Origin of the sequence: Paenibacillus sp. MER TA 81-3, from assembly GCF_023713585.1 — a bacterium.
Classification (GTDB): Bacteria; Bacillota; Bacilli; order Paenibacillales; family Paenibacillaceae; genus Paenibacillus_B; species Paenibacillus_B profundus.
Window position 1 is genome coordinate 1 of the sequence record NZ_JAMAWB010000005.1, and the last position, 24238, is coordinate 24238.

23 protein-coding genes and 1 riboswitch are annotated in these 24238 nt (G+C 51.6%); of the genes, 18 read left to right on the top strand and 5 right to left on the bottom strand.

Features of this window, described 5'->3' with window-relative positions; all coding sequences use genetic code 11:
- The 5 genes from M3650_RS32545 to M3650_RS08095 form a co-directional block, all read left to right on the top strand.
- Nucleotides 1-179, top strand: a 179-nt coding sequence (locus M3650_RS32545) for a DDE-type integrase/transposase/recombinase (protein ID WP_369011103.1), incomplete at its 5' end; no start/stop codon positions are given.
- An 18-nt stretch (nt 180-197) separates the two neighbouring features.
- Complete coding sequence (locus M3650_RS08085) at nt 198-380, top strand: IS3 family transposase (protein ID WP_251573692.1); 183 nt, start codon at nt 198-200, stop codon at nt 378-380.
- A 28-nt stretch (nt 381-408) separates the two neighbouring features.
- Complete coding sequence (locus tag M3650_RS31860) at nt 409-540, top strand: hypothetical protein (RefSeq protein ID WP_285848372.1); 132 nt, start codon at nt 409-411, stop codon at nt 538-540.
- Between the two features lie 289 nt (nt 541-829).
- Nucleotides 830-1624 carry a DeoR/GlpR family DNA-binding transcription regulator gene (locus tag M3650_RS08090; RefSeq protein WP_251573693.1) on the top strand — a complete coding sequence of 265 codons (795 nt, stop codon included), beginning with the start codon at nt 830-832 and terminating at the stop codon, nt 1622-1624.
- A gap of 107 nt (nt 1625-1731) precedes the next feature.
- Complete coding sequence (locus tag M3650_RS08095) at nt 1732-2598, top strand: MgtC/SapB family protein (protein WP_019420392.1); 867 nt, start codon at nt 1732-1734, stop codon at nt 2596-2598.
- A gap of 257 nt (nt 2599-2855) precedes the next feature.
- Here the strand turns inward: M3650_RS08095 and M3650_RS08100 are convergent, their stop codons facing one another.
- The 3 genes from M3650_RS08100 to M3650_RS08110 form a co-directional block, all read right to left on the bottom strand.
- Entirely contained in the window at nt 2856-3566 is a 711-nt protein-coding gene (locus M3650_RS08100; protein WP_251573694.1) for an ABC transporter permease, read from the bottom strand.
- Nucleotides 3563-4417 (bottom strand): ABC transporter ATP-binding protein, encoded by an 855-nt coding sequence (locus tag M3650_RS08105; protein ID WP_251573695.1) that lies wholly within the window; start codon nt 4415-4417, stop codon nt 3563-3565. The genes M3650_RS08100 and M3650_RS08105 overlap by 4 nt, the downstream gene beginning before the upstream one ends.
- A gap of 212 nt (nt 4418-4629) precedes the next feature.
- Nucleotides 4630-5865: a LytTR family transcriptional regulator DNA-binding domain-containing protein gene (locus M3650_RS08110; protein ID WP_251573696.1), complete on the bottom strand. Its 1236-nt coding sequence runs from the start codon at nt 5863-5865 to the stop codon at nt 4630-4632.
- A gap of 289 nt (nt 5866-6154) precedes the next feature.
- Nucleotides 6155-6254, top strand: a riboswitch (purine riboswitch).
- A gap of 97 nt (nt 6255-6351) precedes the next feature.
- Here M3650_RS08110 and M3650_RS08115 point away from each other — a divergent pair.
- From M3650_RS08115 to M3650_RS08135, 5 genes are all read left to right on the top strand, one after another.
- Nucleotides 6352-7797, top strand: coding sequence for an NAD(P)/FAD-dependent oxidoreductase (locus M3650_RS08115; RefSeq protein WP_251573697.1), 1446 nt, complete (start codon nt 6352-6354; stop codon nt 7795-7797).
- A 278-nt stretch (nt 7798-8075) separates the two neighbouring features.
- Entirely contained in the window at nt 8076-8945 is an 870-nt protein-coding gene (locus M3650_RS08120; RefSeq protein WP_251573698.1) for a formate/nitrite transporter family protein, read from the top strand.
- 781 nt (nt 8946-9726) lie between these two features.
- Complete coding sequence (locus tag M3650_RS08125; RefSeq protein WP_251573699.1) at nt 9727-11637, top strand: beta-N-acetylhexosaminidase; 1911 nt, start codon at nt 9727-9729, stop codon at nt 11635-11637.
- A 112-nt stretch (nt 11638-11749) separates the two neighbouring features.
- Nucleotides 11750-12604 carry a DMT family transporter gene (locus M3650_RS08130; RefSeq protein WP_251573700.1) on the top strand — a complete coding sequence of 285 codons (855 nt, stop codon included), beginning with the start codon at nt 11750-11752 and terminating at the stop codon, nt 12602-12604.
- 21 nt (nt 12605-12625) lie between these two features.
- Nucleotides 12626-12925, top strand: a complete 300-nt coding sequence (locus tag M3650_RS08135; RefSeq protein ID WP_251573701.1) for a hypothetical protein — start codon at nt 12626-12628, stop codon at nt 12923-12925.
- 51 nt (nt 12926-12976) lie between these two features.
- Here M3650_RS08135 and M3650_RS08140 read toward each other — a convergent pair whose 3' ends face one another.
- Nucleotides 12977-14329, bottom strand: a complete 1353-nt coding sequence (locus M3650_RS08140; protein WP_251573702.1) for an anaerobic C4-dicarboxylate transporter family protein — start codon at nt 14327-14329, stop codon at nt 12977-12979.
- Here M3650_RS08140 and M3650_RS08145 point away from each other — a divergent pair.
- Entirely contained in the window at nt 14328-14492 is a 165-nt protein-coding gene (locus tag M3650_RS08145) for a hypothetical protein (protein WP_251573703.1), read from the top strand. The two genes, M3650_RS08140 and M3650_RS08145, sit on opposite strands and share 2 nt — an antisense overlap.
- On the opposite strand, the gene M3650_RS08150 is transcribed toward M3650_RS08145, so the two are convergent.
- Nucleotides 14489-15589, bottom strand: a complete 1101-nt coding sequence (locus M3650_RS08150) for an FAD:protein FMN transferase (RefSeq protein WP_251573704.1) — start codon at nt 15587-15589, stop codon at nt 14489-14491. The genes M3650_RS08145 and M3650_RS08150 overlap by 4 nt on opposite strands.
- Nucleotides 15590-15819: 230 nt before the next feature.
- On the opposite strand from M3650_RS08150, the gene M3650_RS08155 reads away from it, so the two are divergent.
- The 7 genes from M3650_RS08155 to M3650_RS08185 all read left to right on the top strand — a co-directional run bounded on the left by M3650_RS08155 (nt 15820) and on the right by M3650_RS08185 (nt 23897).
- Complete coding sequence (locus M3650_RS08155; protein ID WP_251573705.1) at nt 15820-16218, top strand: NusG domain II-containing protein; 399 nt, start codon at nt 15820-15822, stop codon at nt 16216-16218.
- A complete protein-coding gene (locus M3650_RS08160) occupies nt 16202-17767 on the top strand; it encodes an energy-coupling factor transporter ATPase (protein WP_251573706.1) in 1566 nt (521 codons plus the stop codon). Before M3650_RS08155 ends, M3650_RS08160 begins: the two co-directional genes overlap by 17 nt.
- Nucleotides 17740-18657, top strand: coding sequence for an ATP-binding cassette domain-containing protein (locus M3650_RS08165; RefSeq protein WP_251573707.1), 918 nt, complete (start codon nt 17740-17742; stop codon nt 18655-18657). The genes M3650_RS08160 and M3650_RS08165 overlap by 28 nt, the downstream gene beginning before the upstream one ends.
- The gene (locus M3650_RS08170) at nt 18642-19433 is read left to right on the top strand and encodes an energy-coupling factor transporter transmembrane component T family protein (protein ID WP_251573708.1); all 792 of its coding nucleotides are present in this window, start codon (nt 18642-18644) and stop codon (nt 19431-19433) included. The genes M3650_RS08165 and M3650_RS08170 overlap by 16 nt, the downstream gene beginning before the upstream one ends.
- A gap of 172 nt (nt 19434-19605) precedes the next feature.
- Nucleotides 19606-21573, top strand: a complete 1968-nt coding sequence (locus M3650_RS08175) for a peptidase U32 family protein (protein ID WP_251573709.1) — start codon at nt 19606-19608, stop codon at nt 21571-21573.
- Between the two features lie 19 nt (nt 21574-21592).
- Nucleotides 21593-22897 (top strand): aspartate aminotransferase family protein, encoded by a 1305-nt coding sequence (locus tag M3650_RS08180; RefSeq protein ID WP_251573710.1) that lies wholly within the window; start codon nt 21593-21595, stop codon nt 22895-22897.
- Nucleotides 22898-23024: 127 nt separating this feature from the next.
- Nucleotides 23025-23897 carry a UbiA-like polyprenyltransferase gene (locus M3650_RS08185; RefSeq protein ID WP_019420410.1) on the top strand — a complete coding sequence of 291 codons (873 nt, stop codon included), beginning with the start codon at nt 23025-23027 and terminating at the stop codon, nt 23895-23897.
- The last annotated feature ends 341 nt before the right edge of the window (nt 23898-24238 follow it).

Genomic DNA, 24238 nt, shown 5'->3' on the forward strand with positions numbered 1-24238 from the left:
TATTCGGGTGTTCCAATAACAATCCTCTTGTATTTCAGACATTGAAACGGGCCTTGCAAGAAGCACCAGGAAGCAAGCCCATGCTTCATAGCGACCGGGGTTTCCAATATACCTCTCTGGACTTCAAGAAGCTCTTGGACGACAACAAATTGACTCAGAGTATGTCCCGTGTTGGATGATGCATCGATAACGGTCCAATGGAATCTTTGGTGGGGAACCCTAAAATGCGAGAAGTATTATTTACACACCTACATACCTTTGAGGAGCTCGAAAAAGACATCCAGGCCTACATCCACTTTTACAATTACGAACGATTACAAGCAAAACTAAACGGCAAAGTCATCAAAGATGACGAGGGGATAGCCCTTTCTTCTTTTTGACATACCGGATAATCATCTTGCGCGTGTCGTGAACGTGGCGATTGATCGTCTGGATGACCAGGACCCTTTCTATACCCATGGCGTAGCGGAATATCGCATCATTGTCTTCAAGCCGACGAAAGCCGTCGAAGGGCTGCACAGCCGTCTGTTTTCAAATTAATACGGAACAAAACCCGGCGGTCCTCATTCTGCCGGGTTTTGCTTTTTGCTTCGTTATATTAGTTTCGCATACCGTCAATCGGCGTTACGAAAAACAACCAGAACTCGATTTTTATGCTGTGTTCCGCCAACGATATTTTTCCTTGTTTTAAAGGGTTCCTTATACGATTATAAAGAGGCAGATTCGCGTTTTTTTCATCATTGACAGTCTATCGGAAACCCTCTATGATTAACATAAAACAACATGAATTAACAACAATCCACAACAATACACAGAAGGAGCTGGCTCGATGTCTTTGTCCTATGAGGAGCGCAAAGTAGACATCCTTGCGACGCTGGACCGAACCGAACGCGTCCAAGTGCAGTCGCTGGCGGATCAACTCCAAGTGTCCACCGAAACGATTCGCCGTGACTTGGATCGGCTCGAGAAAGAGGGCAAGCTCAAGAAGGTATACGGCGGGGCCATCAAGGCTCGCATGGAGGCATGGGAGGCGCCTTTTGTTCAACGTACGCATATGCTTGCCGCAGAGAAGCGGGCTATTGGCCGATATGCTTCGTCCCTGATTGGCCAGGGCGAGACAATTATGGTCGACAACGGAACGACAACGATCGAGCTCATCCGTCATTTGCAGGATCGGCCAGACGTGACGATGATCACCCATTCCATTCCCGTCATGCTGCTGGCGCTCGAACTATTCCGCGGCAAGATAATATTCGCCGGAGGGGAGATCGACGGCCGCTCGCAGACTGCGTCTGGCACGCTCACGGAACAGATGCTGCAGCAGTTCACCGTGCACAAGGCATTCATCTCTGTCGGCGGCGTGTCGCTTGTTGAAGGCACCACCGATTATGAATTGAACGAGGCGAGCCTCTCCCAGCGGATGATGGAACGGGCTGAAGAGGCTATCGTGCTGGCCGATCATACGAAGTTCGGCAAGACGACCTTTGCCCGTATTGCGCCGTTGGAAGAGGTGTCTAGGATCATTACGGACGAAGGCTGTTCTCCGGAATGGATACGGCAAATCAGCGACCTTGGCGTTCAGGTCATCGTTGCGGCCGAAGATGGTCGCAGCGGGCAGGGTTAATCCTTTGTTACACCGTGATCAAGCGTGCTTCGGGGCCGGATAAGCTTCTTAATGCCCGGGCAGCCGCATAAGCTAGAAACCATGTGAACTTTATAAGGATGATGAATATGATGACGGACATGATAGCCATACACCCTGAAGTATGGCAAATCGATTATTGGGAATTAACGATTCGCGTGATCATTGCGGTAGCGCTCGGCGGCGCGATCGGGCTGGAACGCGAACTGGGCGAGCATGCGGCCGGTTTCCGCACGCATATACTCGTCTGTCTCGGCTCGGCCTTGATTATGATGCTCTCCAGCTATGGCTTCTCGGCATTCATCTATGAGACGAACGTCCGGATGGACCCGGCACGCCTTGCGGCTCAAGTCATCAGCGGCATCGGCTTCTTGGGAGCAGGCACGATTCTGCGGACCGGGATGACTGTGTCAGGGCTGACGACGGCAGCCTCACTATGGGTAGTAGCCGCCATCGGCCTCGCTGTAGGGGCAGGCTTCTATTACGGCGCCATCTTGACCGCATTCACCGCTTTCTTCAGTCTGTTCATGCTGAATAAGCTTGAGAAAAAGTTCGCGCGCTTCACGAAGTCTTCGCAGACCCGGCATCTTGCCCTCGTCGTGCATGATGCGCCGAGCCATATTGGTACGGTGCTGCAACTCCTTAAGGAGCAGGGGCTAACCGTATGCGACATGGCAGTCGAGCCTCTTGATTCGTGGAATGGAACTGGAGATGGATTGCAGTCGAATACGGATGTCGGCGCATTGGATATGGAATGCGTCTTGCTTCAATTGACATTGAAGTCCCGGGCTTGGCACGTCGAGACCTTGCTTGGGGAGCTGTTATCTTTGCCATGCGTCAAATCCATCAAGCATTTCGCCCTAGAAGACTTGGTGATTGAACGAGGGAAATGGAGCTTGAGCGATCTGTTCGGCGGCGAAAAGCGTCCGGGACGTGACGTGGACACGAAACTATAAAAATAATTATAAACAATTTTAAAAAAAGTTGTAAAAGAGGTTGTTAAACTCAATCGCAGATCACCTTTATATAAGAAGAACCAAACCCCAATTGCCACGCTCGTCTATGTTCAAAAGGTTCAATGTGAACACCTTTAAATAAGAACACCCCGTGCTAGGATCCTTCAATGGTGTCCTCACACGGGGCTTTTTGTCATTATTCGGCGTATTTCTCGGGAAATAACGCTTCCTCGCCATGTTCGCGTCGAAAGAACTCGTTACGCGTCGTAACGTTTTGCACGATACACAATGATGCATAATAGGACAGAGGCAACCGCCCAGATGAAAGTAACGCCGATATGGCTCCAAATATCAGTCAAGCTGCCGCCATTCCAGAGGATGTCGCAAGCTGCCGCCATTTGTTCCGTAGGCAAGTAGCCAATTGCGATGTTGACGGCTTCGCTGTTCAGCAACGCGCCGAACATCGGTCCCATGAGGAAGATGAGCAGGAGCGGCATGCCGAGGAATGACGTTTCCATTGACGTGCGGGACATCAATCCGATTAAGGTGCCGAGCGCCAAATACATGACGATATTCGGGATGAGCAGGAGTAAAAAAGACACCAGGTTAATGCTCGGTGTATTGGCAATCAAGATGGACAGGATGACTGCACTTACTGTCATAATGGCCGAGATGGCGCTCTTGCCGAGCAGCACTTCTATCGGCTTGGCCGGAGAGAGCATGAGCACGCGCAGCGTATGCTTCTCTTTCTCTTCGGCAACCATCATCGCCTGTACGAAAGCTCCGGTAATGCTCAGGGCCATGTTCATAGGCATTGTGAGGACGGAAGCCCCCACACTCTGTTCGCTGCGGAACAAGAAAGCGAATATGACAGGAATTACGGCAGTTAACAGCAGCACCGGGTTTTTGGAAGAATCCTTCCACTCCTTTTGAATAATGGCCGAAACACGTTTCATTGCTAGTGTCATTTCAATATGCCCCCTGTTACTTTGATGAAAATGTCGCTTAAGGTCGGTTCGTTCGAATGAATCGCCACCATTTTGCCGGTCGTCATCCAGTCGTAAATACGGCGTGCGCCTTCGTCATCGCGCTGCACCGAATAGGTGCCCTCGGCAGTCGTTACCGTTATTGTCGAATCCGCATATTTTAGGCGCAACCTTTGCGGTGTGTCCATTGCAGCGATATGACCTTGATGGAGGAAAGCAACCTGATGACAGAGCGATTCGGCTTCTTCCATATCGTGTGTCGTGAGGAAGATGGTCGTCCCAGCACGGTTTAGAGCTTTCAGCGCATCATGAATATGTCTTGTGTTGGTAGGGTCCAGAGCCGATGTCGGTTCATCCAGGAACAAAATGTCCGGATTATGCAGCAGAGCTCTTGCCAGTGTAACCCGCTGCTTCATGCCCTTGGAGAGTGTCTTGACTGTTGTCTGCCGTTCATTAGCGAGATTGACCTGCTCCAATACTTCCTTTGCGCGGCTCGATGGCACATTGTAAAGCTTGCAGAATAGCTCCAGATTGTCTTGAATCGACAGCCGGTCGTACAAGGTGCTGTTATCGGTTAGAATCCCGATTCGCGATAAGTGGCGATGACGATCGGCTTCGTTCATCTTTGCAATGTCAACGCCGAATACGCGGGCCGTTCCGGTAGTTGGAAGCAGTTGACCAGACAGAATTTTCACCGTCGTCGTCTTACCGGAGCCGCTCGGCCCAAGAAAACCGTATATTTCTCCGCGTTGTATCGTAAAATCGATTTGTCTCAAGGCCTGTTTGTTGCCGAACGCCTTCGTTAAAGCCTGCACTTCAATGATTGGTTCCATGTCACGTTACCTCGCTTTATATAAATGGTTATGATGAGTGTCGTACTCTGTGTCGTCTGCTTGCAAGCTGCGAACGGTAAGCGTCGTTTGCAGCTTGCCTTTTGACATCCTCATCATATCCCGAATGCCCAGGAGACGCCTTATAAAGGCGGCAACTAGCGTATTTTGGAGGGTGAATGGAACACTTCACGGGGTGAGTGGAGCAAGTGGGTTCAACTAATTCCCATGATGGTTTTCATCTCTTCGTACTTATTCTTTGATAACGGCACCGTGCTTTTCTTTTCATCATCCAGCACCAAGCTATAGCTGTTGCGGGACCAAATGATGACTTCACGCACCCGCTGCAGGTTGACCAGGTAGGAGCGATGACAGCGGAAGAAGCCGAACGGCTTTAGTTTCTTTTCCAATTCCGCCAGAGTCATCGAGCAAGGATACATGCCGGAATGAACGTGCAGCTGTGACGTGCCATCCTGACTCTCGATGAAATTCATTTCAAGCGGGTCGATGAGCACGATTTTATCTTCCACACGTGCTGGAATTTTATCGAACGAGAGCTGTGGATACCAGCGTTGTCCGAGTGTATCGGCATCGTCCTCCAGCGCCGAATCCGATGAGACCTCTTCAGCGTTGCCCCGATCCTCATTCCGCGCGGCGGAAGCCTCTTCTGCCTGAGCTGCTGACACTGCTGGATCATAAAGCGTTTCTTCGCTGTCTGGAGCTGATACATCTATGTCGTAGACAGCATTCGGTTCCTCCGGTTCCATAATGGCTGCGTCGTTCTGTTCCTCCTCGATCAATACGGGCTTGAAGCCGGACGGGGTCCAGCGAATGACATCATCCGTCATCGTTAACGCGCTTTCTAACGACGGTACCGTCATGAAGATGGAGACCCCCTCCCCGCACATCGCCTGAATCCATTGACGCAGCAAATAGCTGCTCTCCAAGTCCATCTGGAATTCAGGATCTTCAAGGATGATCAGCTCGGGGCGATGAATAGCGGCCCGAGCCAGATGGAACCGCCGCTGCTCCGATATCGAGTATTTGCCGAGCGAAGTATGCTGCTTCTCTTGCAGTCCGACCAGTTGTAGCAGTCGGTCCACCTGCGATTTGTCGAACGAGCCGTATAGCTTCATATAGAAAGTGAGCGCATCTCGTGCAGAAAGCCGCTCATGAATGGCGTCTGTTTGCCTTATCCAGCCGATACGGGAAGTTGCGGAGGCAGCGGACAGAGGCTGGCCGCCCCATGTCGCTCGTCCAGCAGAGAGCTTCGATCTGTCCATTAACACATCTATAATTAGCGAGCCGGTTATATGATTACATTGAACAGCCAGGCATTGGCCGGGCCGTATCGTTAAGCTAAGTGATTCTAACAATGTTGAATTTCCTTTCGTTACGTACAGTTTGTCTAAAATAAGACCGTCCGAATCCGAGGCGGGCTTCAAGGTCATGGAGAACACTCCGTTTCTTTATAATCAAGGATTGTGTGATAAATATCATTTATTATCATAGATCGAGATGATGGAGTTGAGTAGTCTGTTGTCGTGGAAAAGAAGCTTGCAAAAGCAGGGAAAAGAGTCAATGTTCGTGTTTTATGCATATAAACGAAGATTAGAAACTGAATTCCGCCTGTTTATAAGGTTAATTCACGAACGTTAGGTTGATAAACTGTTGACTTGTTCGGTGGAATTCGATACAATATCCATGTCGCCAGCAAAGCGACTGCAAGGAGCGATTGGACTCTTATTTGTTTATCCTGTTCGTATATCCCTGGAGATAAGGTCTGGGGGTCTCTACCAGGAGCCGTAAATTCCTGACTACGATGGGTGTGCTTTTGCATACCTGAACGTAACAGGATATTTTTTTGCCCGCATCATTGTGGGCTCTGGAACAGAGACGAATCAGACCAAGACAACGCGCATATCGAGGAGGAACCAATGAGCAAATATGATGTAATTGTCGTTGGCGCAGGACCGGCCGGAATTTTTACATGCTATGAACTGACGTTGAAGGCTCCCCATTTGAAAGTGATGCTGGTGGATAAAGGACATGATATTTACCGCCGCAGCTGCCCAATATTGGAGGAGAAGATTCAAATGTGCCCGCCGGCTGCCGGCAAGAAGGAATTTGCGGGCTGCCTTCCGGCGTGTTCCATCACGAACGGGTTCGGTGGTGCCGGAGCTTATAGTGACGGTAAATTTAACGTTACAACCGAGTTCGGGGGATGGATGACCGATTATTTGCCGCCCTCGCACGTGTTGGACTTGATTAAATATGTAGATGGCATCAATTTGGAGCATGGTGCGACACCAGAAATTACAGACCCAACGACTGAGACCGTTCGCCGCATTGAGCAGCAAGGTTACGCAGCTGGGCTGAAGCTGCTGCGGGCGCAGGTGCGCCATCTGGGTACCGAGCAGAACTTGGAAATTATGAAATCGATATACGAATATTTGCGCCCGCGCATTGATATGGTGTACAAGGCGGAAGTGGCCGACATCGTCACCGTCAAGCAGGACGGCCGCCATGTGGTGACCGGCATTGAGATGAAGAATGGAGACACCCATGAGGCTGCTCAGGTCGTAATCGTCCCCGGACGTGACGGTTCGGCGTGGCTGACGGAAATCTTGAAGAAGCGCCGCCTGAAGATGTTCAACAACCAAGTGGATGTCGGCGTGCGCGTGGAGACATCCGATGTTGTTATGCGTGAAATTAACGAGCATTTATATGAAGGGAAATTCATATTCAATACGTCTGTCGGGACACAGGTCCGCACCTTTTGCAGTAATCCGTCAGGACACGTCGTGGTAGAGAATCATAGCGGCATTATGTGTGCGAATGGCCATTCCTTCAAAGACCCGAAGCTCGGATCCGCCAATACGAACTTCGCGCTGCTCGTCTCGCATAAGTTCACGGAGCCGTTCGACAAGCCGAACGAGTACGCGCGAGAGATCTGCAAGCGGGCGAATGACCTGTCCAACGGGGGCGTCATTGTACAGAAATTCGGCGACATTATGCGCGGACGCCGTTCCACGGACAACCGCATCAAGGAAGGCTTCCTTGAGCCGACCTTGAGAGAAGCGGTTCCGGGTGATTTGGGTCTCGTCTTGCCATACAACACGATGAAAAGTTTAGTGGAGATGGTGGAGGCGCTGGATAAAGTAACGCCAGGCATCGCTTCGGAACATACGCTGTTCTATGGGGTGGAGGCGAAGTTCTATTCTGCCCGGCCGAAGCTGGACCAGTCGTTTGAATCGGAAATCGCGGGGCTATACTGTGGTGGAGACGGTGCGGGAACGACCCGCGGACTGGCGCAAGCCGGGGCGGCAGGCGTTCATATCGCCCGCAGTATTATGGAGAAGCGCGAAGGAACCTTCATCTAATATAGGCAACAAAGTACGTTCAACAGGCCTGCAGGCGTCATACGCTCGCAGGCCTGTTCGGTATAGGGGAGCAACGTTGCGACTTGTGAATAAAATGGTACATCTTTGAAGCAATCTTTGTGATAAATTGCACAACATCGTCTGAAACACTTCGTTACAATGAACTTGCAACCGGTACTTCTCATGCACATGATGCTCGAAAAAGAGAGGAACGGCTGCAGATTTTCTTGACATGACAGAATCGGGCATATCGGTACTGGTGTACAGGGGGGATTCATATGGCTGGCTATTTAAAGCCGCAGCGGATTGCAGAGGCGACGGTGGAGACCGGTGTTGTGAAAGCGAGAAATCCGCTCTCGGCGATGATTATCCTTGGATTTCTTGCCGGAGCGTTCATTGCGCTTGGGTACTTGCTATATATTCGTGTAACCGCAGATGCGCCTCAAGAATGGGGCAGCATCAACAGCTTAATCGGAGCGTCATTGTTCCCGGTGGGGCTCATTCTCGTTCTGCTTGGAGGCGGGGAACTGCTGACAGGCAACATGATGGCAGTGCCATTGGCACGTATGAAAGGCCGCATTTCTACGGGCGAAATGATGCGCAACCTGATCGTCATTACACTGAGCAACTTTGTAGGAGCGCTGTTCGTTGCGTATTTCTTCGGGCATATCGTCGGTCTGACGGCATCAGGGGTTTACTTGGAAAAGACGGTGGCTGTGGCGGGGCATAAGCTGCACGACAGCTTCCTGCAAGCATTCATATCCGGTATTGGCTGCAACTGGCTTGTTGCGCTGGCGGTCTGGCTATCTTACGGGGCCAAGAGCTTTAGCGGCAAAATTATGGGGATATGGTTCCCGACCATGACATTCGTTGCCATCGGATTTCAGCACGTTGTGGCTAATATGTTCGTCATTCCGGCGGCCATATTTGAAGGCCACTACAGCTGGGGAGAATATTTCGTGAACTTCGTTCCGGTCTGGCTTGGCAATTTGGCTGGCGGCGTCATCTTCGTGGCTGGAGCTTATTATTTGACCTACTTGCGGAACGTTCCCGAGAAGGAAACAGCTGTGAAGACGCAAGCTGTGCCAGCGCAGTCAGGCACTTCCACATCTGTGGGGGCATCGACGGCAGGGGCGAGCATAAGCTAATTCTATTTAGATTAAAAAACTGACATATGAACCAAGCCCTTATACGGCTTGGTTTTTTCGGTATCTCGCCTCAGAGTGTCACGTTACCCTTACCGAAGAAGGTATGCCTGTTCTATCCCTTGCCTCACTCTCCCATTGATTCAGAAAAGGCAGCATGCCCTTCCCTTTGAAACGAAAACATGATATCGGGCTTCGGTACTATGGCCCTTATGTTCATTCTCCCATACAGTCAGGAGTGATAACGTCGAGGATAAGGCACATTTCGTTGCGTGTCCTGCCATGAACCGACCGCTCATGATGGCAGTTAACTAGAGTGGTCACTGGACGTGTCACTTTCTGATGGAAGGGGAGAATGGAGCAAAGGGGCGGGTGAAGTGAATCACCGTCAGTTAGAACGCGCACTGTACGACGGAACATTGCGTTCATGGTGAAGAGTCAATGCCCTACTATTTGACAGACGGGCGCGTGTCTGTATATGCCCCGGTTGAACGAGCTGGGAAATATGCTAGAATAGGCAGTGGTTCGTGTTAAAAGAATGAACTTTGCAGCAACAGGAAGGTGAGCCATTACTATTCTCTGTCTGTAAATGATCACATATAGTACAATAATATAGCGGCTCGATTAGCTGTGGGCGGCATACTAAGTTGTAACCGTTTCCGCAACGGACGTATTGCTCACGGCGTGCCGCAGGAGGCGCAGCCGTTCCGGCTCGGGCATCGCGTGCAACATGTAGAAAAAGGCTATCAGGATATGAAATGATGACCACTTGGAGGGAACTGGCATGAAACTGAACATGCAAGGCAACATCGACGATTTGACACAAGGGGTGGTTGAACTTCAGCGACTATTAGGTATTGAACTAGCGGAGGACGGCATTGCTGTGCACGTGGAGCGTGGGGACGGTCCTCTCACAGTCAAGCTTTCACAAGGGCAAGGTGTGATCCGCTATCAAGACAAGATTCACTTCTTCCGTGCGCTTGGGCTCTTTGTAGAGCAGGCGCGTGCGCAGGCGGAATTTAGCATAACGGAACATCCTCAATTTACTTATAACGGAACGATGATCGACGCTTCGCGTAACGCTGTTCCGAATGTGCATATGATGAAAGAAATGATGCGTTCCATGGCTCTGATGGGCTTGAATGGCGTCATGCTCTATACCGAAGATACGTATGAAGTACCGGAACGTCCATACTTTGGTTACATGCGGGGCCGCTATACCGCCGAAGAATTGTACGACATCGATCAGTATGCTGCACAGTTCGGCATCGAGATCGTTCCATGCATACAGACGCTGGGCCATCTGGCGCAAGCGCTGAAGTGGGATTACGCGGATGAATTGCGCGATACGGAGGACGTGCTGCTCGCCGGTTCCGAGGAGACGTATCGATTTATCGAAGACATGATCGTGGCTGTTACGAAGCCGCTTCGTTCCAAGCGCATTCATATCGGCATGGACGAAGCCTTCGGACTTGGTCTCGGCCGCTACCTGTTCAAGAATGGCTTCCGCGAACGGTTTGACATTATGAACGAGCATTTGAGCCGCGTTATGGACATTACGCGCAAGCATGGGCTGGAGCCGATGATGTGGAGCGATATGTACTTCCATCTGTTGATGAACAATGGCGGACATTATTACGATCTGGACATAGATTTTTCCGCAGAAGTGGTGGAGAAAATTCCGAAGGGCGTACAATTCGTCTACTGGGATTACTACCACGACGACCAAGGCTTTTATGAAGAATTTATTGAGAAGCATCGCAAATTCGGTTCTGATCCGGTATTTGCGGGCGGCGTCTGGGTATGGGGCAGCATGAGTCCGAACTACGGCAAGACGTGGCAAAACACGAATCCGGCGCTTATGGCATGTAAATCCAAGGGGATTAAGGAAGTATTCGCTACGGCTTGGGGCGATAACGGCCAAGAAACGAACCACATGACGATTCTGCTTGGCTTGCAATTGTTCGCGGAGCACGGTTATACGGCAGGCGAAGTGGATGAAGCGAAGATGAAGGAACGCTTCAAGCTGTGTACGGGGCAGGATTTCGACGATTACTGGCAGCTGACGTATCTGGACGAGACGCCGGGTGTAACGAAGAACAACATGCACGGCTCGAACGGCTCCAAGTTCTTGCTGTGGCAGGATACGCTTATCGGCTTGTTCGATAAGCATATTGAAGGTGAACTGGAGACCGCGCTGCCGGAGCATTATGCGAAGCTGGCACAGCGGCTTGCGGATGCGCGCGGGAAGGCGACCGGAGACCACGTGCGTGTGTTCGACCTGTACGCGAAGCTCGCCGAGACGCTCGCCGCGAAGGCGGCGATCGGTCTGCAAGTGACGCGCGCTTATCAAGGCGGCGACACAGCGGAGCTGCGCCGTATCGCGGAGGACGTGCTGCCGCGCATTCGCGCGCTTGTCGACACGACTCGCAAGGCGCACCGCAGCTTGTGGATGGCGACGAGCAAGCCGTTCGGTTGGGAAGTGCTCGACATTCGCTATGGCGGCGTCCTTGCCCGCCTGCAATCGGCGGAAGATCGCCTCATCGATTATGTCGAAGGCCGGACGGAGCGCTTGGAAGAGCTGGAAGCGGAGCGGTTGCCGTTCTATTCGAACGACCCGGTCGGGGAGCATCGCATCTCCCATTCTCCGTTCTTCCACCGCATCGCGACGGGAGCGGTGTTATCCGCCACTTAATAACTTGATGATTGCACGGGATGAGACTCGGTGATATATGTTTCACCGAGTCTCATTTTACTGGAAATGGCAATCTGTGATACTTCTACATACCGAAAGAAGGAATCTCGTCATGTTTATATACGGATTATTGTTGGTCATTGCCTCTGCCTTCGCGCATGCCACATGGAATATGTTCGCGAAGCGGAGCATTCATAAGGAATCCTTTTTGTTTTGTCTGCACGGTTTGGCTGCTATTTTGTTTATGCCGTTCTTTATTCATGATATATACGTGATGGAATGGACTTGGCCAACCGGATTGCTGCTCTTATCTTCTCTATTCCTGCAAGGGATTTATTTATGGCTTGTCTCCAAAGCGTATCAGTTTGGCGATCTATCTAAGGTCTATCCGATGATGCGGGGGACAGCAGCCCTTATCGTGCCTATCGTCAGTGTATTTATGTACAGCGAGAGCCTGTCTCTCGTGGGATGGATCGGATGGGGGTTCATCGTCGGCGGATTGTTCGCGTTAAGCGGGATGTTCTCCTCGAAGGAGCTGCGAGACAGACGATGGTGGCTCACCTTGGCCGTAACGACTTCCGTCGGGCTGTGTACCGCAGGCTATACGCTTACAGACAAGACGGTCGTGGAATTCTTCAGCCCGCTCGGTCTTATCCAAATTTCTAACTTTGGCGCGCTTCTCTTTCTGGCTCCATCCATCGTCCGAACGAAGCAGCTGCGTCAGGAATGGCGCGTTAATTGGCGCACCATTGTGCTTGGCACCATTTTATCACCAGGTTCGTACCTATTGTTCCTGTATGCAATGACGTTGGCGCCGCTCGCTCATCTGGCTCCGATTCGTGAATTCAGCATTGTCATTGGGACATTGCTTGGCATATTTGTCTTGAAAGAACAGCAGGGGCGGACGAGGATCGTGACGTCGGCTGTCGTAGCGGCCGGTATGGCCTTAATTAGTATTTGGGGATAGGGGAGAAGGGAACGAAATTCAATGCAAAGCATGGCGAAGCTGCTTCTCGGGCAGGTATCGGACCGTTATGGAGGTTTGATGCTAGTGTTAGCGGTCACACCGTTGATAGTCCATTCGGATCCGCTTGGAACCTTACTGCTGCCGCTTTCGATCGCAAGCCGTGGGCGGGTGCATATCTCGATCCCGGTGGAGTTGGCTTCACTGTGCTTGCTTGGGTGCGCGCCGAACCGGGCAGCGCCGCATACTATTGCATTGCAGCCGAAGGCGAGCATGCGGGCGTGCAGCGCGTCATTGACGACATGCTATCCGGTACCCTTCTGACCATGCGGCGGTTACTGCGGATTTGGTGTGGGACCAGGCGACGTAGGCTGCCTAGAGCACAAGCTGGGATAGAATGAAGCCTATAACAACCGCGACCGAGGTCGCGACGAGCCCAGGCAGCATAAAGCTATGATTGAATAAAAAGCGCCCGATTCGTGTCGTTCCCGTTCGATCGAAATGAATGGCCGCAATGACTGTCGGATAGTTCGGGATGAAGAAATAACCGTTCACCGCCGGAAACATCGCTATGAGAGCAGGGGCAGGCAAGCCTAAAGCGATGCCGAGCGGCATTAAGCCGCGCACCGTTGCCGCCTGACTGTTCAGTAGAATGGACATGGCGAACAAGGCGAAGGCGAACAGCCATGGAGCCGCAGTGACGGCATCATGGATCGATCCTTGCAGCACGTCCATATTCCCTTTAAAGAACGTATCGCCCATCCATGCAATACCGAATATGCTGATAACAGCCTGCATGCCAGCGACAAACACACCGCCTTTCACTACACTGCCGGCTGGTATGCGGGTGATGAGCAGAATGACGGCAGACGTAGAGAGCATGACCATTTCGACGACTTGGGGCATGCCCAGCGTATGCATGAGTCCTTCCGCATCTGTCCAAGCAGGACGCAGGGACGGAACGGAACCGAATAGGACGACGAGGACGACGCCCAGCAAGAACAGCACGACCGAAGCAACTGCTCCTCGGCCCAACCCGGGATTTGCACTGGACACTTCTTGTCCGCCAGCATCCTGCCCGTCACGAACGCCAATTGGCGGCACGCTTCCTTCTGTGACGCGACGGCGAAATTCCTCGTCCTCAGCGAGAGGCTTGCCGTACCGGGTCATAATTAATGCGGCAACTAGGCAGCCAATGAACGTTGCGGGAATGCTCACCAGCAATATATCAAATAGATGGTATCCTTGATCAGACAGGAGCGATAGCAGAGCGACGGTCGCTGCCGAGATCGGACTTGCGGTAATGGCTTGCTGGGAGGCGATGACCGCGATGGACATTGGCCGTTCCGGCCGCACTCCCGATTGGCGGGATACCTCGGCAATAACCGGCATAACGGAGTATGCCACATGTCCGGTTCCGGCGCAGATCGTGAACAAGTACGTGACGAGCGGCGCCATGAACGTGATGTGCTGCGGATTGCGCCGCAGCGCCCGTTCGGCAAGGCGCACGAGCACGTCCATCCCTCCGGCCGCTTGCATAGTAGAGGCTGCTGTAATGACGGCAGCAATCATCAGCATTACGTCAATGGGCGGAGCGGTAGGTTCCAACCCGAAGCCGAAGGTGAGTATAGAGAGACCAAGTCCTCCCATGACACCCAGGCCAATTCCACCGAGTCTGGATCCGACGTATAAGGCAATGATGACAATAAATAGCTGTAACCAGAACATGGATAACATCCTTCCAACATCTTCATATTGTGCAAAAAGACAGAAGTGCCCGCTATCGCTGGGCCTGCATGGAGCAGGAGATGCCGCGATAGCGGGCGCTTTGATTGTTGATGCAACACGGATTGTGCAGGTTCAAAAAGGTGACTTTTTGGACAACCTTTAATTAACAATCTTATATTTATCGTTCGTCAATTCGAAAATTTTCTTGATGCCGGAGGTGCAGTACACGTCATGCTCCGTCGTAATAAAAATCGCTTCCACATCGGGATTGGATTCGACGAATTTCATTCCTTCCTCCAAGCCGAGGGCAAAGGTGGAGGTAGAGAGCGCATCCGCGTCCGTCGAGCTAGTCGTAACAATCGTTACACTGCTCAAACGATTCTCGACAGGATAGCCAGTCTCGGGATCAAGAATGTGATGATAGTGTTTCCCGTTTTCGACAAAATAACGTTCGTATACGCCAGAAGTGACGATTGTTTTGTCCTTCACCTTCATTTTGCCGATTTGATTGCCTCGGGTAGTGTCCGGGTCCTGCACGCCAATGGTCCAATCGGTGCCCCCAGGCTTCTCGCCCACGGCGTAGATGTTGCCCCCCAAGTCGACAATTGCGCTTGGAAAGCCAGATTCGCGCAAGTAGTCAGCAATGCGGTCGGCTGCATATCCTTTACCGATACTGCCCATATCCAGTTCCATTCCTGCTCGGTTCAGCTTGATTTCACGTTTGTCCGCATTGAGCGTCACATCTTGATAGCCGACCAGTTGCAGCTTTTCCTTCAATACGTTTGGATCCGGTACTTTGGCATTCTCGTGTCCAATGTTCCATAAATCCACTATCGGGCCGACCGTCGGGTCGAAGCGCCCCTTCGTCCGTTTGGCATAATCGATCGACTTCGCCACTACGTCGAACGTTTCTTGCGATACTTGAACCGCCTCTTTGCCGGCAGCGCTGCGTATTTTAGCAAGCTCGCTCGTGTCCTTCGTTCGGTTCATGCTTGCGTCGATTTCATTTAGTATGGATTCAATATCTTTGAATTGTTTGTCTCCGGCACGCTCATCATATATCTTGACGGTAACGATGGTATCGAAGATGAAGTACGACTGTTGTTTAATGGAAGATTTGCTGCCAGCCGTACCGGATTCCGTCTTGGAGCCGGAAGCGCTGTTGTCTTTGCCGCCATTTCCGCATCCGCTAACAATGAGAGCGAAGGCAGCAAGCAGAAGGAGCGCGCTGCGCAGCAAACTGCGTGAACGATGTGTCATAGGCCATTCCTCCAACATTTTTAAGCTTAAAGTGGTCTTATGCAAGCATCTTATTATAGCAGTTCCCATAAAAGTTGCAAATCAAGCACATCATACATGGAGCGAAGAAAGCTCTTTTTATATCCTTTGTTCACGGTTCCGCCAAGTAACGAACATTGAACCTTCCTTCACGAAGAGGTATAATGACATATAGTTTTAAAATTAAAATGAATCCCGAGGAGTCAACAAACATGAAACGTGGAGACCTGATCCTCATCGGTGTAATTGTCATCGCGGCGCTGGCGTTTCTCGTGCCGAAGTGGCTGTTTCAGAACGAAAGTGAAAATTTGCACAATTCAAAGGTGGTCGCCCATATTTCTGTAGATGGCGAGCCCTATAAAAAAGTGGAATTGACACAGGAAGAGCAAATTATTAAAGTGGACACCGATCACGGCTTCAACATCCTGAAAGTTCACGATTACGGCATTGAAATGTTCGATGCTGATTGCCCGGACAAAGTATGTCTATCCTTCGGCTTCGTATCGCGACCGAACGATACGATCGTATGTCTGCCCCATCGCGTGCTCGTAGAGCTGTTCAGCGAAGGAGATGGCGGTGAGGAGAGTGACATCGATGCCGTCGTTCAATAAATCGGGGGGCTCACGCCTGCCGAACCAATCGGAAGCGTTGAAGAAAGCGGTCATTATAGCTATCTTCAGCGCTGTTGCTGTCGTGCTCGGATTCGTTGAAGCGATGCTCCCGGTACAGACGATTCTCCCTATTCCCGGAGCGAAGCTGGGGCTTGCCAACGTGATGATTTTGGCATGCTTGTACTTTTTGAACGGACGCGATGCGCTAATGCTCGTCGTTCTGAAGACGCTCCTCATGACATTAATGCTCGGCACATTCTCCGCTTTCTTATTCAGCTTTCTGGGATCGCTGTTCAGCTTTATCGTCATGTATGCCATCCTGAAGATAGGCCGCGACAGCGTGAGCTTAATCGGTATCAGCGTTGTCGGCGGGGCTGCGCACAATGCAGGTCAATTGACGGCGGCGTATATCGTCTTCGGTACGGCTAATATATTTTACTATTTGCCTGCTTTGCTCATTACCGGCGTCGTTACGGGGATTTTCATCGGCATTGCCGTAAAATACATCGTTGCCGCGCTGGAGAAGCTGCCGTTGTTCGACACTTGGACTCCTCAAGTCGACGCATCCGCAGCAGACGGCAAGCGCAGAACGCTCTCCGTGGAGCAGGAGCCAGTTCAAGCAGCGCAGCCGCATCAGGCTGTACCCGCACCTGCGCATACGCAGCAATCTGCGTCCCATCCGTCTCTGGATTCGTCGGCCACGCACGATTTAAATCCGGGCGATGCCATCGTAATGAAGGACGTGCATTTTCAATACGGGAGCAAGCAGAAATTGTTCAAGGGCATATCGCTGCATATACCGCATGGACAATGGGTATCCATCGTTGGTCCGAATGGTTCGGGCAAATCGACGCTCATTAAGCTATTGAACGGTTTGTTTATGCCGCATGCTGGGCATATTTATGTGAATGGGCTCCACCTTGATGACAGCAGCGTGGGTGAGATTCGCCGACGCGTCGGTTTTTTGTTCCAAAATCCGGATAATCAATTTTTTGCAACGACAGTGAAGGACGATATTGCATTCGGCATGGAGAACCGCTGCGTCTCCCGGGAAGAGATGGAGCGGCAGATTGCAGAGGTTGCCGCTGAGTTCCGTGTCGACCAATGGCTGGAACGCCATCCGGCAGAGCTGTCAGGTGGTCAGAAGCAGCGGGTGGCTATTGCAGGAATTATGGTGCTGCGGCCCGATATTATTATTTTCGACGAGGCCACCTCGATGCTCGACGAACGTTCCAAGCGGGAGCTGACGGCGCAATTGCAGCAGATGCATGCGTCGAACCGTTACACCATTATTTCTGTCACGCACGATGCGGAGGAAATTCTAGCTTCGGACCGTGCCATTGTGTTGAAAGAGGGACAGATTGCGGCCGATATGCGGCCCTCTGAATTGTTCCATAAAAAAGAATTGATGCGGGAATGCCGCCTGCAGCCTCCGTTTACGTTGGCATTGTCTCAAGCGCTGCAAGCGCGCGGCATCGGCGTGGCCGATACGAATGATGAAAGAGAGCTGGTGAAATCGCTATGGCCATTGTGCGAGCAGAACGGTTAACGTTTCACTACCCTAGACAGGGGCCGTCTGCGCCTCTGGCGCTGAACGGACTGGATCTGACGCTGGAAGCGGGGCAATTCATTGCCGTGCTCGGTTCGACTGGCTCCGGCAAGTCTACGCTTTTGCAGCATTTTAACGGTATATTGCAGCCCGTCTCTGGCTCGCTGCAAATACTTGATTATACGTTTGTCGGCGGGGAGAAACAGAAGGGCCTAAAATCGCTGCGGCAGCGAGTCGGACTCGTATTTCAATTTCCTGAGCATCAATTGTTTGAAGAAACGGTGGAACGCGATCTGAAGTTCGGTCCGCTCCAATTCGGGCAGAGTGAGGAGGAGGCTGCCGCTTCGGCCCGCAAGGCGCTGAGGCAAGTGGGCTTGGATGACGCGCTTCTGCAAGCGAGTCCCTTCGAATTGAGCGGCGGACAAATTCGCAAAGTAGCGATTGCCACCGTGTTGTCTTCCAACCCGGAAGTGGTCGTATTGGATGAGCCGACGGCTACGTTGGATCCGGTGAGCCGGACGGAGCTGATTCAGCTGCTTCACCGCTTATGCAGGGAAGAGGGCAAGACGATCGTCATGGTTACGCATCGTCTGGATGAGGTGTTTGCTTATGCGGATACGTTCGTGCTGATGAAGGAAGGGACGGTGACGTTCCAAGGCGCGCGATCTGAATTGATGAGTCAGCCGGAACAGCTGGAAGCGGCGGGCATCGTCATTCCGAGCACGCTGCGCTTTGCCGCTCTCGTAATGGAGAGGACAGGCGCTGCGTGGGAAGAACTGCCGTACGATATCGAGGCATGGGCAGATTGGATTGCAGTCCGGCTCAAAGACACCCAGAATGACTATGACGGCGAGAACGGGAAGGAGGATCAGCTATGCAAGCCAAAATGATGATCGGCCGCTATGTCGCTGCCGATTCTTGGATTCATCGGCTTGATCCGCGTGCGAAGCTCATTGCGATGGTAATCTATCTGGTTGCAGTTATATTAGCCGAGCAATTCACGGAGCTTGCCGCACTAACCGTATTCGCGCTCCTCATTATGATGAGCTCGCGCATTTCGCTGTACCGCTATTTTCGCGCGTCACGACCGCTATGGTTCATTATGGCCTTTATGTTTATTTTCTACATGCTGTTCGATAAGAGCGGAAATTCACTAGTAAATGTAGCTGGACTGAACATTACGACCGGTGGGGTTACCTATGGCGCGTATGCGGTATGGCGTATGGCGCTGCTCGTTACTTTTACAGCAATATTGACATTCACGACGACTCCGGTAGATTTGAATCTTGGATTAGAACGCGTATTCAAGCCTATTAAATACGTAGGCGGGTCGCCGCAGCAATGGTCGATGATGATCGGCATCTCGTTACGCTTCATTCCTACCATTTTTGAAGAGGCAGACAAGGTGATGAAGGCGCAGGCGTCTCGCGGGGCAGATGCTCAAGATTTATCCTTTACCCAAAAAGGGAAAATGGTCATGACGCTCATGGTGCCAGTCATTGTGAGTGCTTTTCGGCGTGCGGAGGAGCTCGTGCAAGCGATGGAGGCGCGGGGTTATGTTTTGAACGCTCCCCGTACTTCACTTAGGAAGCTAACGTGGAGTGGAGCGGATCATGCATTTATGGCTTTGTTTATCGCGATGCTGCTGCTTGTAATGTGGTGGTAAAAGCCTAAAACGTGAATTTTTTTCAACAATAGTGTTTGGAATAGCACATTTTTGGTCATAAATTGTGAAAATAATCACAAATTTAGCTTAAAATTATGATATAATTTTTTGTGAGGTAATTGCTGCTGCATGCTGCAAAATAAACACAATATAAGCTTGGGGGAGAGCGATTGTGGCTAGATATTTTAACGGAAAAGAAATTGAACTGTTGGCTCCGGCCGGAACATTTGACATTTTCAAAGCGGTCATTGACTCGAATTGCGATGCGGTATACTTTGGGGGACCGAGCCTCAATATGAGAATGATGCGCAAAGGCTATAACTTATCGTACGACGAAGTACGTGAAGCAATTAACATGACGCATGAACGCGGCAAACGCGCGTACGTGACCGTGAACAACCTGATGAACGAAGAGGACCTGGACGAAGCAAAGCGCTATTTGGCGTTTTTGAACGATATTGGTCCGGACGCGATCATTGCACAAGATTTAGCCGTATTCCCACTCATCCAAGATATGAAATTAACGAATGTGCCCATCCATTCTTCCGTCATGATGAACGTTCACAATCTGGATATGATTGAAGCGCTCAAGCAAATGGGCGTCACGCGGGTCGTCGCTTCGCGCGAGATGGATTTGCATACAGCCGAGCTGCTGCATGCGAAGACGGGCATGGAGTTTGAATATTTTGTACACGGCGATATGTGTACGGTGCATGGGGCGAACTGCTTGTACAGCTCGATGCTGTACGGCAACAGCGCCAACCGCGGCCGCTGCATGAAGCCTTGCCGCTGGGACTACCGCGTGAAGAAGGACGGCAACGTATATCCGACCGAATATCCGCTGGCGGCGAAAGATATGTACATGTATGAGCATATTCCTGAACTGATTAAGTCAGGCATTACCTCCTTCAAGCTCGAAGGACGGATGCGTGATCAGGAATTTCTGCTTATGATTACTAACAGCTATGGCGACGCAATTGACCGGTATATTGCCGACCCAATCGGCTATGACCGCAAGGAGAACAGCGAGACGCTGCACGAGAATCGTAAGCGTGATTTCTCGACTGCCTATGCGTTCGGCAAGCCGGGAATTGATTATATTAACACCCGTTATGAGGGTACAGGCAAGTTCTACAGCACAGGGAAAGTATTCAGCACGCCTACGGCGGAGCGCGAAGTGAAGCTGGAACGGTTGGAGCAGGTGCGTGACACCATTGCGGAAAGCCGCAAGCCTGAGACAGCGGATGTGCGTCCTCAGCTGTCCGTACACGTCAACAATTTGGAACAAGCGAAGGCAGCTGTGGAAGAGGGAGTCGATACGGTATATGTAACCGGTGATGTATTCCAGCCAGATCGGCCGTTTACCCGGAAAGACCTCGAAGCGTTGACTTCGATGAAGGGCGCTTCGCAAATCATTCTCGGCATGCCGCGGATGATGAATGAAATGCATATGGAGCAATACAATCATTTCCTGCGTAACGGCAATTACGACCTGGATGGATTGCTCGTGACCAATATTGGCGCGATGCACAAATTCCGCGACTTGGGACTGCCGATGATTGCCGATTTTAACTTGAACGTCTTCAATCATATGTCGGCAGAGCTTTATCACAACCATTTCGGCATGGAGCGGGTGCATTCTTCTCTGGAGCTTCCATTGGATGATTTCTCGAACCTGCTGAAGCAATCGAAGGTGCCGGTAGAAGTTATCGTGCATGGCTCGCCGATCGTGATGTATTTGGAGCTTGATTTGTACGAGAATGCGGAAGTGATGGACCCGATTATGCAGGAAGACAACAAGCATGTCGACAATCAGTACCTTGTGCTGCTGACGGATAAAGGGGAAAATCCGGTCTACCGCGATTGGAGCGGCCGCAATCACTTGGCTCTGGCGAAGGAGCTGTGCTATATGCCGTTCCTGAAGGAACTGCACGAAGCAGGCGTGAACCATTTCCGGATTGAAGGCAAGACATACACGACCGAACAGCTGCGTGACATCATTCGGATGTACCGGACCGCTATTCAAGACTTGTCGCACTGCGGAGAACTGTACCGTGAGATGAAGCCGGTGTATGCAGGTTATACGCTCGGATCGCTTCAATTCGGACAAGCACTGGCCTTGGAACCAGCCGGAGTATAAACGAAGGGGTGGATGAAAGGTGATAGACACAGGAAAAGATAAAGAGAACGGATATATCGGGCCGGAGGGCGTCGTCGCGAAGCGGAAGCAATATTTCTTCCCGTGTACGCATCATTTTTATAGCAATCCGCCGCAAATCGTGCGCGGTTCCATGCAATATTTGTTCGACGATACGGGAAAACAGTACGTGGACTTTTTTGCCGGCGTATCGGTTGTAGCTTGCGGGCACTGCAATCCCCGCATTACGGAAGCGACAATCAAGCAGCTGCAGACGTTACAGCATACGACTACCATCTATTTGACCCAACCGATGGCAGACTTGGCGGAACGGCTCGCGAACGGGATTCTGCCTGGAAATCTGAAGCGGACCTTCTTCTGCAACAGCGGCTCAGAAGCGAATGAGGGCGCGATGCTGCTGGCCAGATTGCATACGAAGCGCCGTGACTTCATCGCCTTGGAGCAAGGCTTGCATGGACGCACCTTCTTGACGATGGGTGTGACGGGCATCCCGATGTGGCGTTCCGACGATCACCTCGATCAGGGCGTAACCTTCATTCCGCGTCCGTATGACCCGGCTACCGATAACGAGACGGCTGCGCGCCGTTCGATTGAGGCGTTGAAGCGAGTGCTCGCAGAGAAGGGCGACACGATTGCGGCCATGATCGTAGAGCCAATTCAAGGGAACGGCGGCATGATCGCGCCTCCGGATTGGTACTTCCGCGAAGTGAAGGCATTGCTGGAGCAATATGGCGTCCTCCTTATCGCCGACGAGATTCAGACCGGGTTCGGCCGTACGGGACGCATGTTCGCCATGAGCCATTACGGCGTCGTGCCGGACATCATGTCCATAGCGAAAGCGCTCGGCAACGGAATACCCATCGGTGCCTTCGCCACGACCGATGAGATCGCGGCCAGCTTCAACCGCGCGTCTGCATCGACGTTCGGGGGCAATCCGGTATCGTCAGTGACTGCGCTCGCCGTATTGGACTATATTGAGCAGGAAGGCTTGGTGGAACGAGCAGAGCGTCTAGGCGGCTTATTGAAGACGGGACTGCAAAAGCTCCAAGCGAAGCACAGAATGATCGCCGACGTGCGCGGCAAGGGCATGATGCTTGGTGCCGAGCTGCGCGGTGCAGATGATGGTGAGAGCGCGGCATTGACGGACCGCGTGCTTGAAGCGATGAAGGATCGGGGCTTCATTATCGGGAAGAATGGTGTGGGCCGCAACGTGCTCGCATTTCAGCCGCCGATCGTCATGACGGAAGAAAATATCAAGTCGATGCTGACCGAGCTGGATGACGTGCTGGCTGGCATTCAGCCGTAAGTCATGTGGGCATCGCAGGCATCAAGTTCAAGCGGATATGGGCGTTCCTCATCAGGCTCGTCTATTCCGTTTTGACTTTAATAGTTGGAAGACAATGCCGGAACGTCCCGCAATGGAGGAGCAACTCATGGAAATGATTCAGAAAGTATTCCGGAAGACGCGCATGTTCGGTGAGCTTGTCATGTTCTCGCATACGCTGTTTTCGCTGCCGTTTGCCGTCATCTCCATGGTCTGGGCGGCAGGCGGCATACCTTCGGCGCATGTGATGCTGTGGTCGCTGATCGCGCTTATAGGAGCTCGGAATGGAGCGAACGCCTTTAATAGACTCGTGGATCGGCGCTTCGACGAAGCGAACCCGCGCACCGCGCACCGCCATATGCCGCGCAAGCTGCTGCGGGAACGCGAAGTGACGCTGTTCGTCATCATTAATTTCGCTATCTTCATCTTAGCGGCAGGCATGCTCAATTCACTCTGTCTCTGGCTGTCGCCAGTAGCGATTGTGCTCATCTGCTCGTACTCGTACACGAAGCGGTTTACATGGCTATGCCACCTGTACTTGGGCTTTACGATTGCTTCCGCGCCAGTCGGCGCCTGGTTCGCGGTAACGGGGCAGTTCGCCGTTACGCCGTTCATTCTGGGAACCATCGTCATGCTCTGGATCGCGGGATTCGATATTATCTATGCTACGCAGGACATTGAATTCGACCGCAAGACGGGGTTGTGGTCGGTGCCGAGCATATTCGGGTACGAAGATTCTCTCTTCATCGCCCGCTCGCTGCATACGATTATGATTGTGCTGCTGCTCGCTCTGTTCTTCATACAAGGCTTAGGCTGGCTGTACTTGGCAGGCATCGGAGCTGCCGTCGTGCTGCTCGCGATTGAGCACAACATCATCAAGCCATCGAGCCGCCAACGAATGAATGTAGCGTCGTATAACCTGAACCAAGTCATTAGCATGGTCATCCTGTTCTGTACGATGGCCGATTATTTTCTGCGATAACATAAGCAAGGGGAGGTCATGCTCCGATATCCCGGCATGGCTTCCCTTTTTCATGTTAATGAACACTTCGATTGCATTTTTGCAGTTTTTCAGGCTCTTATTAGAAAAATGGTGAAAACAAATGTACATTTGCAGTTCTTCGGGTATGTCGTATGACATAACTGATAAAATAGAGAGTTACATTAACTTTTATACACCGAGCGCTAGTATGTTCAGTATTTTCGAAGTCGCACCCTCTATTAAAATTGAACTACATTGTTTCCCGTGGTCGTAGCAAGCTCCATTGGAAAAGGTATAGCGAAATGTACGGATAAGGCCATTAAAAGTGATGGGGACTGTAT

Excerpts from the sequence above, each read along its gene's own strand:
- M3650_RS08085 (WP_251573692.1), top strand. The coding sequence starts at position 198 with ATGGAATCTTTGGTGGGGAACCCTAAAATGCGAGAAGTATTATTTACA.
- M3650_RS08090 (WP_251573693.1), top strand. The coding sequence starts at position 830 with ATGTCTTTGTCCTATGAGGAGCGCAAAGTAGACATCCTTGCGACGCTG.
- M3650_RS08095 (WP_019420392.1), top strand. The coding sequence starts at position 1,732 with ATGATGACGGACATGATAGCCATACACCCTGAAGTATGGCAAATCGAT.
- M3650_RS08100 (WP_251573694.1), bottom strand. The coding sequence starts at position 3,566 with ATGACACTAGCAATGAAACGTGTTTCGGCCATTATTCAAAAGGAGTGG.
- M3650_RS08105 (WP_251573695.1), bottom strand. The coding sequence starts at position 4,417 with ATGGAACCAATCATTGAAGTGCAGGCTTTAACGAAGGCGTTCGGCAAC.
- M3650_RS08110 (WP_251573696.1), bottom strand. The coding sequence starts at position 5,865 with ATGACCTTGAAGCCCGCCTCGGATTCGGACGGTCTTATTTTAGACAAA.
- M3650_RS08115 (WP_251573697.1), top strand. The coding sequence starts at position 6,352 with ATGAGCAAATATGATGTAATTGTCGTTGGCGCAGGACCGGCCGGAATT.
- M3650_RS08120 (WP_251573698.1), top strand. The coding sequence starts at position 8,076 with ATGGCTGGCTATTTAAAGCCGCAGCGGATTGCAGAGGCGACGGTGGAG.
- M3650_RS08125 (WP_251573699.1), top strand. The coding sequence starts at position 9,727 with ATGAAACTGAACATGCAAGGCAACATCGACGATTTGACACAAGGGGTG.
- M3650_RS08130 (WP_251573700.1), top strand. The coding sequence starts at position 11,750 with ATGTTTATATACGGATTATTGTTGGTCATTGCCTCTGCCTTCGCGCAT.
- M3650_RS08135 (WP_251573701.1), top strand. The coding sequence starts at position 12,626 with ATGCAAAGCATGGCGAAGCTGCTTCTCGGGCAGGTATCGGACCGTTAT.
- M3650_RS08145 (WP_251573703.1), top strand. The coding sequence starts at position 14,328 with ATGGATAACATCCTTCCAACATCTTCATATTGTGCAAAAAGACAGAAG.
- M3650_RS08140 (WP_251573702.1), bottom strand. The coding sequence starts at position 14,329 with ATGTTCTGGTTACAGCTATTTATTGTCATCATTGCCTTATACGTCGGA.
- M3650_RS08150 (WP_251573704.1), bottom strand. The coding sequence starts at position 15,589 with ATGACACATCGTTCACGCAGTTTGCTGCGCAGCGCGCTCCTTCTGCTT.
- M3650_RS08155 (WP_251573705.1), top strand. The coding sequence starts at position 15,820 with ATGAAACGTGGAGACCTGATCCTCATCGGTGTAATTGTCATCGCGGCG.
- M3650_RS08160 (WP_251573706.1), top strand. The coding sequence starts at position 16,202 with ATGCCGTCGTTCAATAAATCGGGGGGCTCACGCCTGCCGAACCAATCG.
- M3650_RS08165 (WP_251573707.1), top strand. The coding sequence starts at position 17,740 with ATGGCCATTGTGCGAGCAGAACGGTTAACGTTTCACTACCCTAGACAG.
- M3650_RS08170 (WP_251573708.1), top strand. The coding sequence starts at position 18,642 with ATGCAAGCCAAAATGATGATCGGCCGCTATGTCGCTGCCGATTCTTGG.
- M3650_RS08185 (WP_019420410.1), top strand. The coding sequence starts at position 23,025 with ATGGAAATGATTCAGAAAGTATTCCGGAAGACGCGCATGTTCGGTGAG.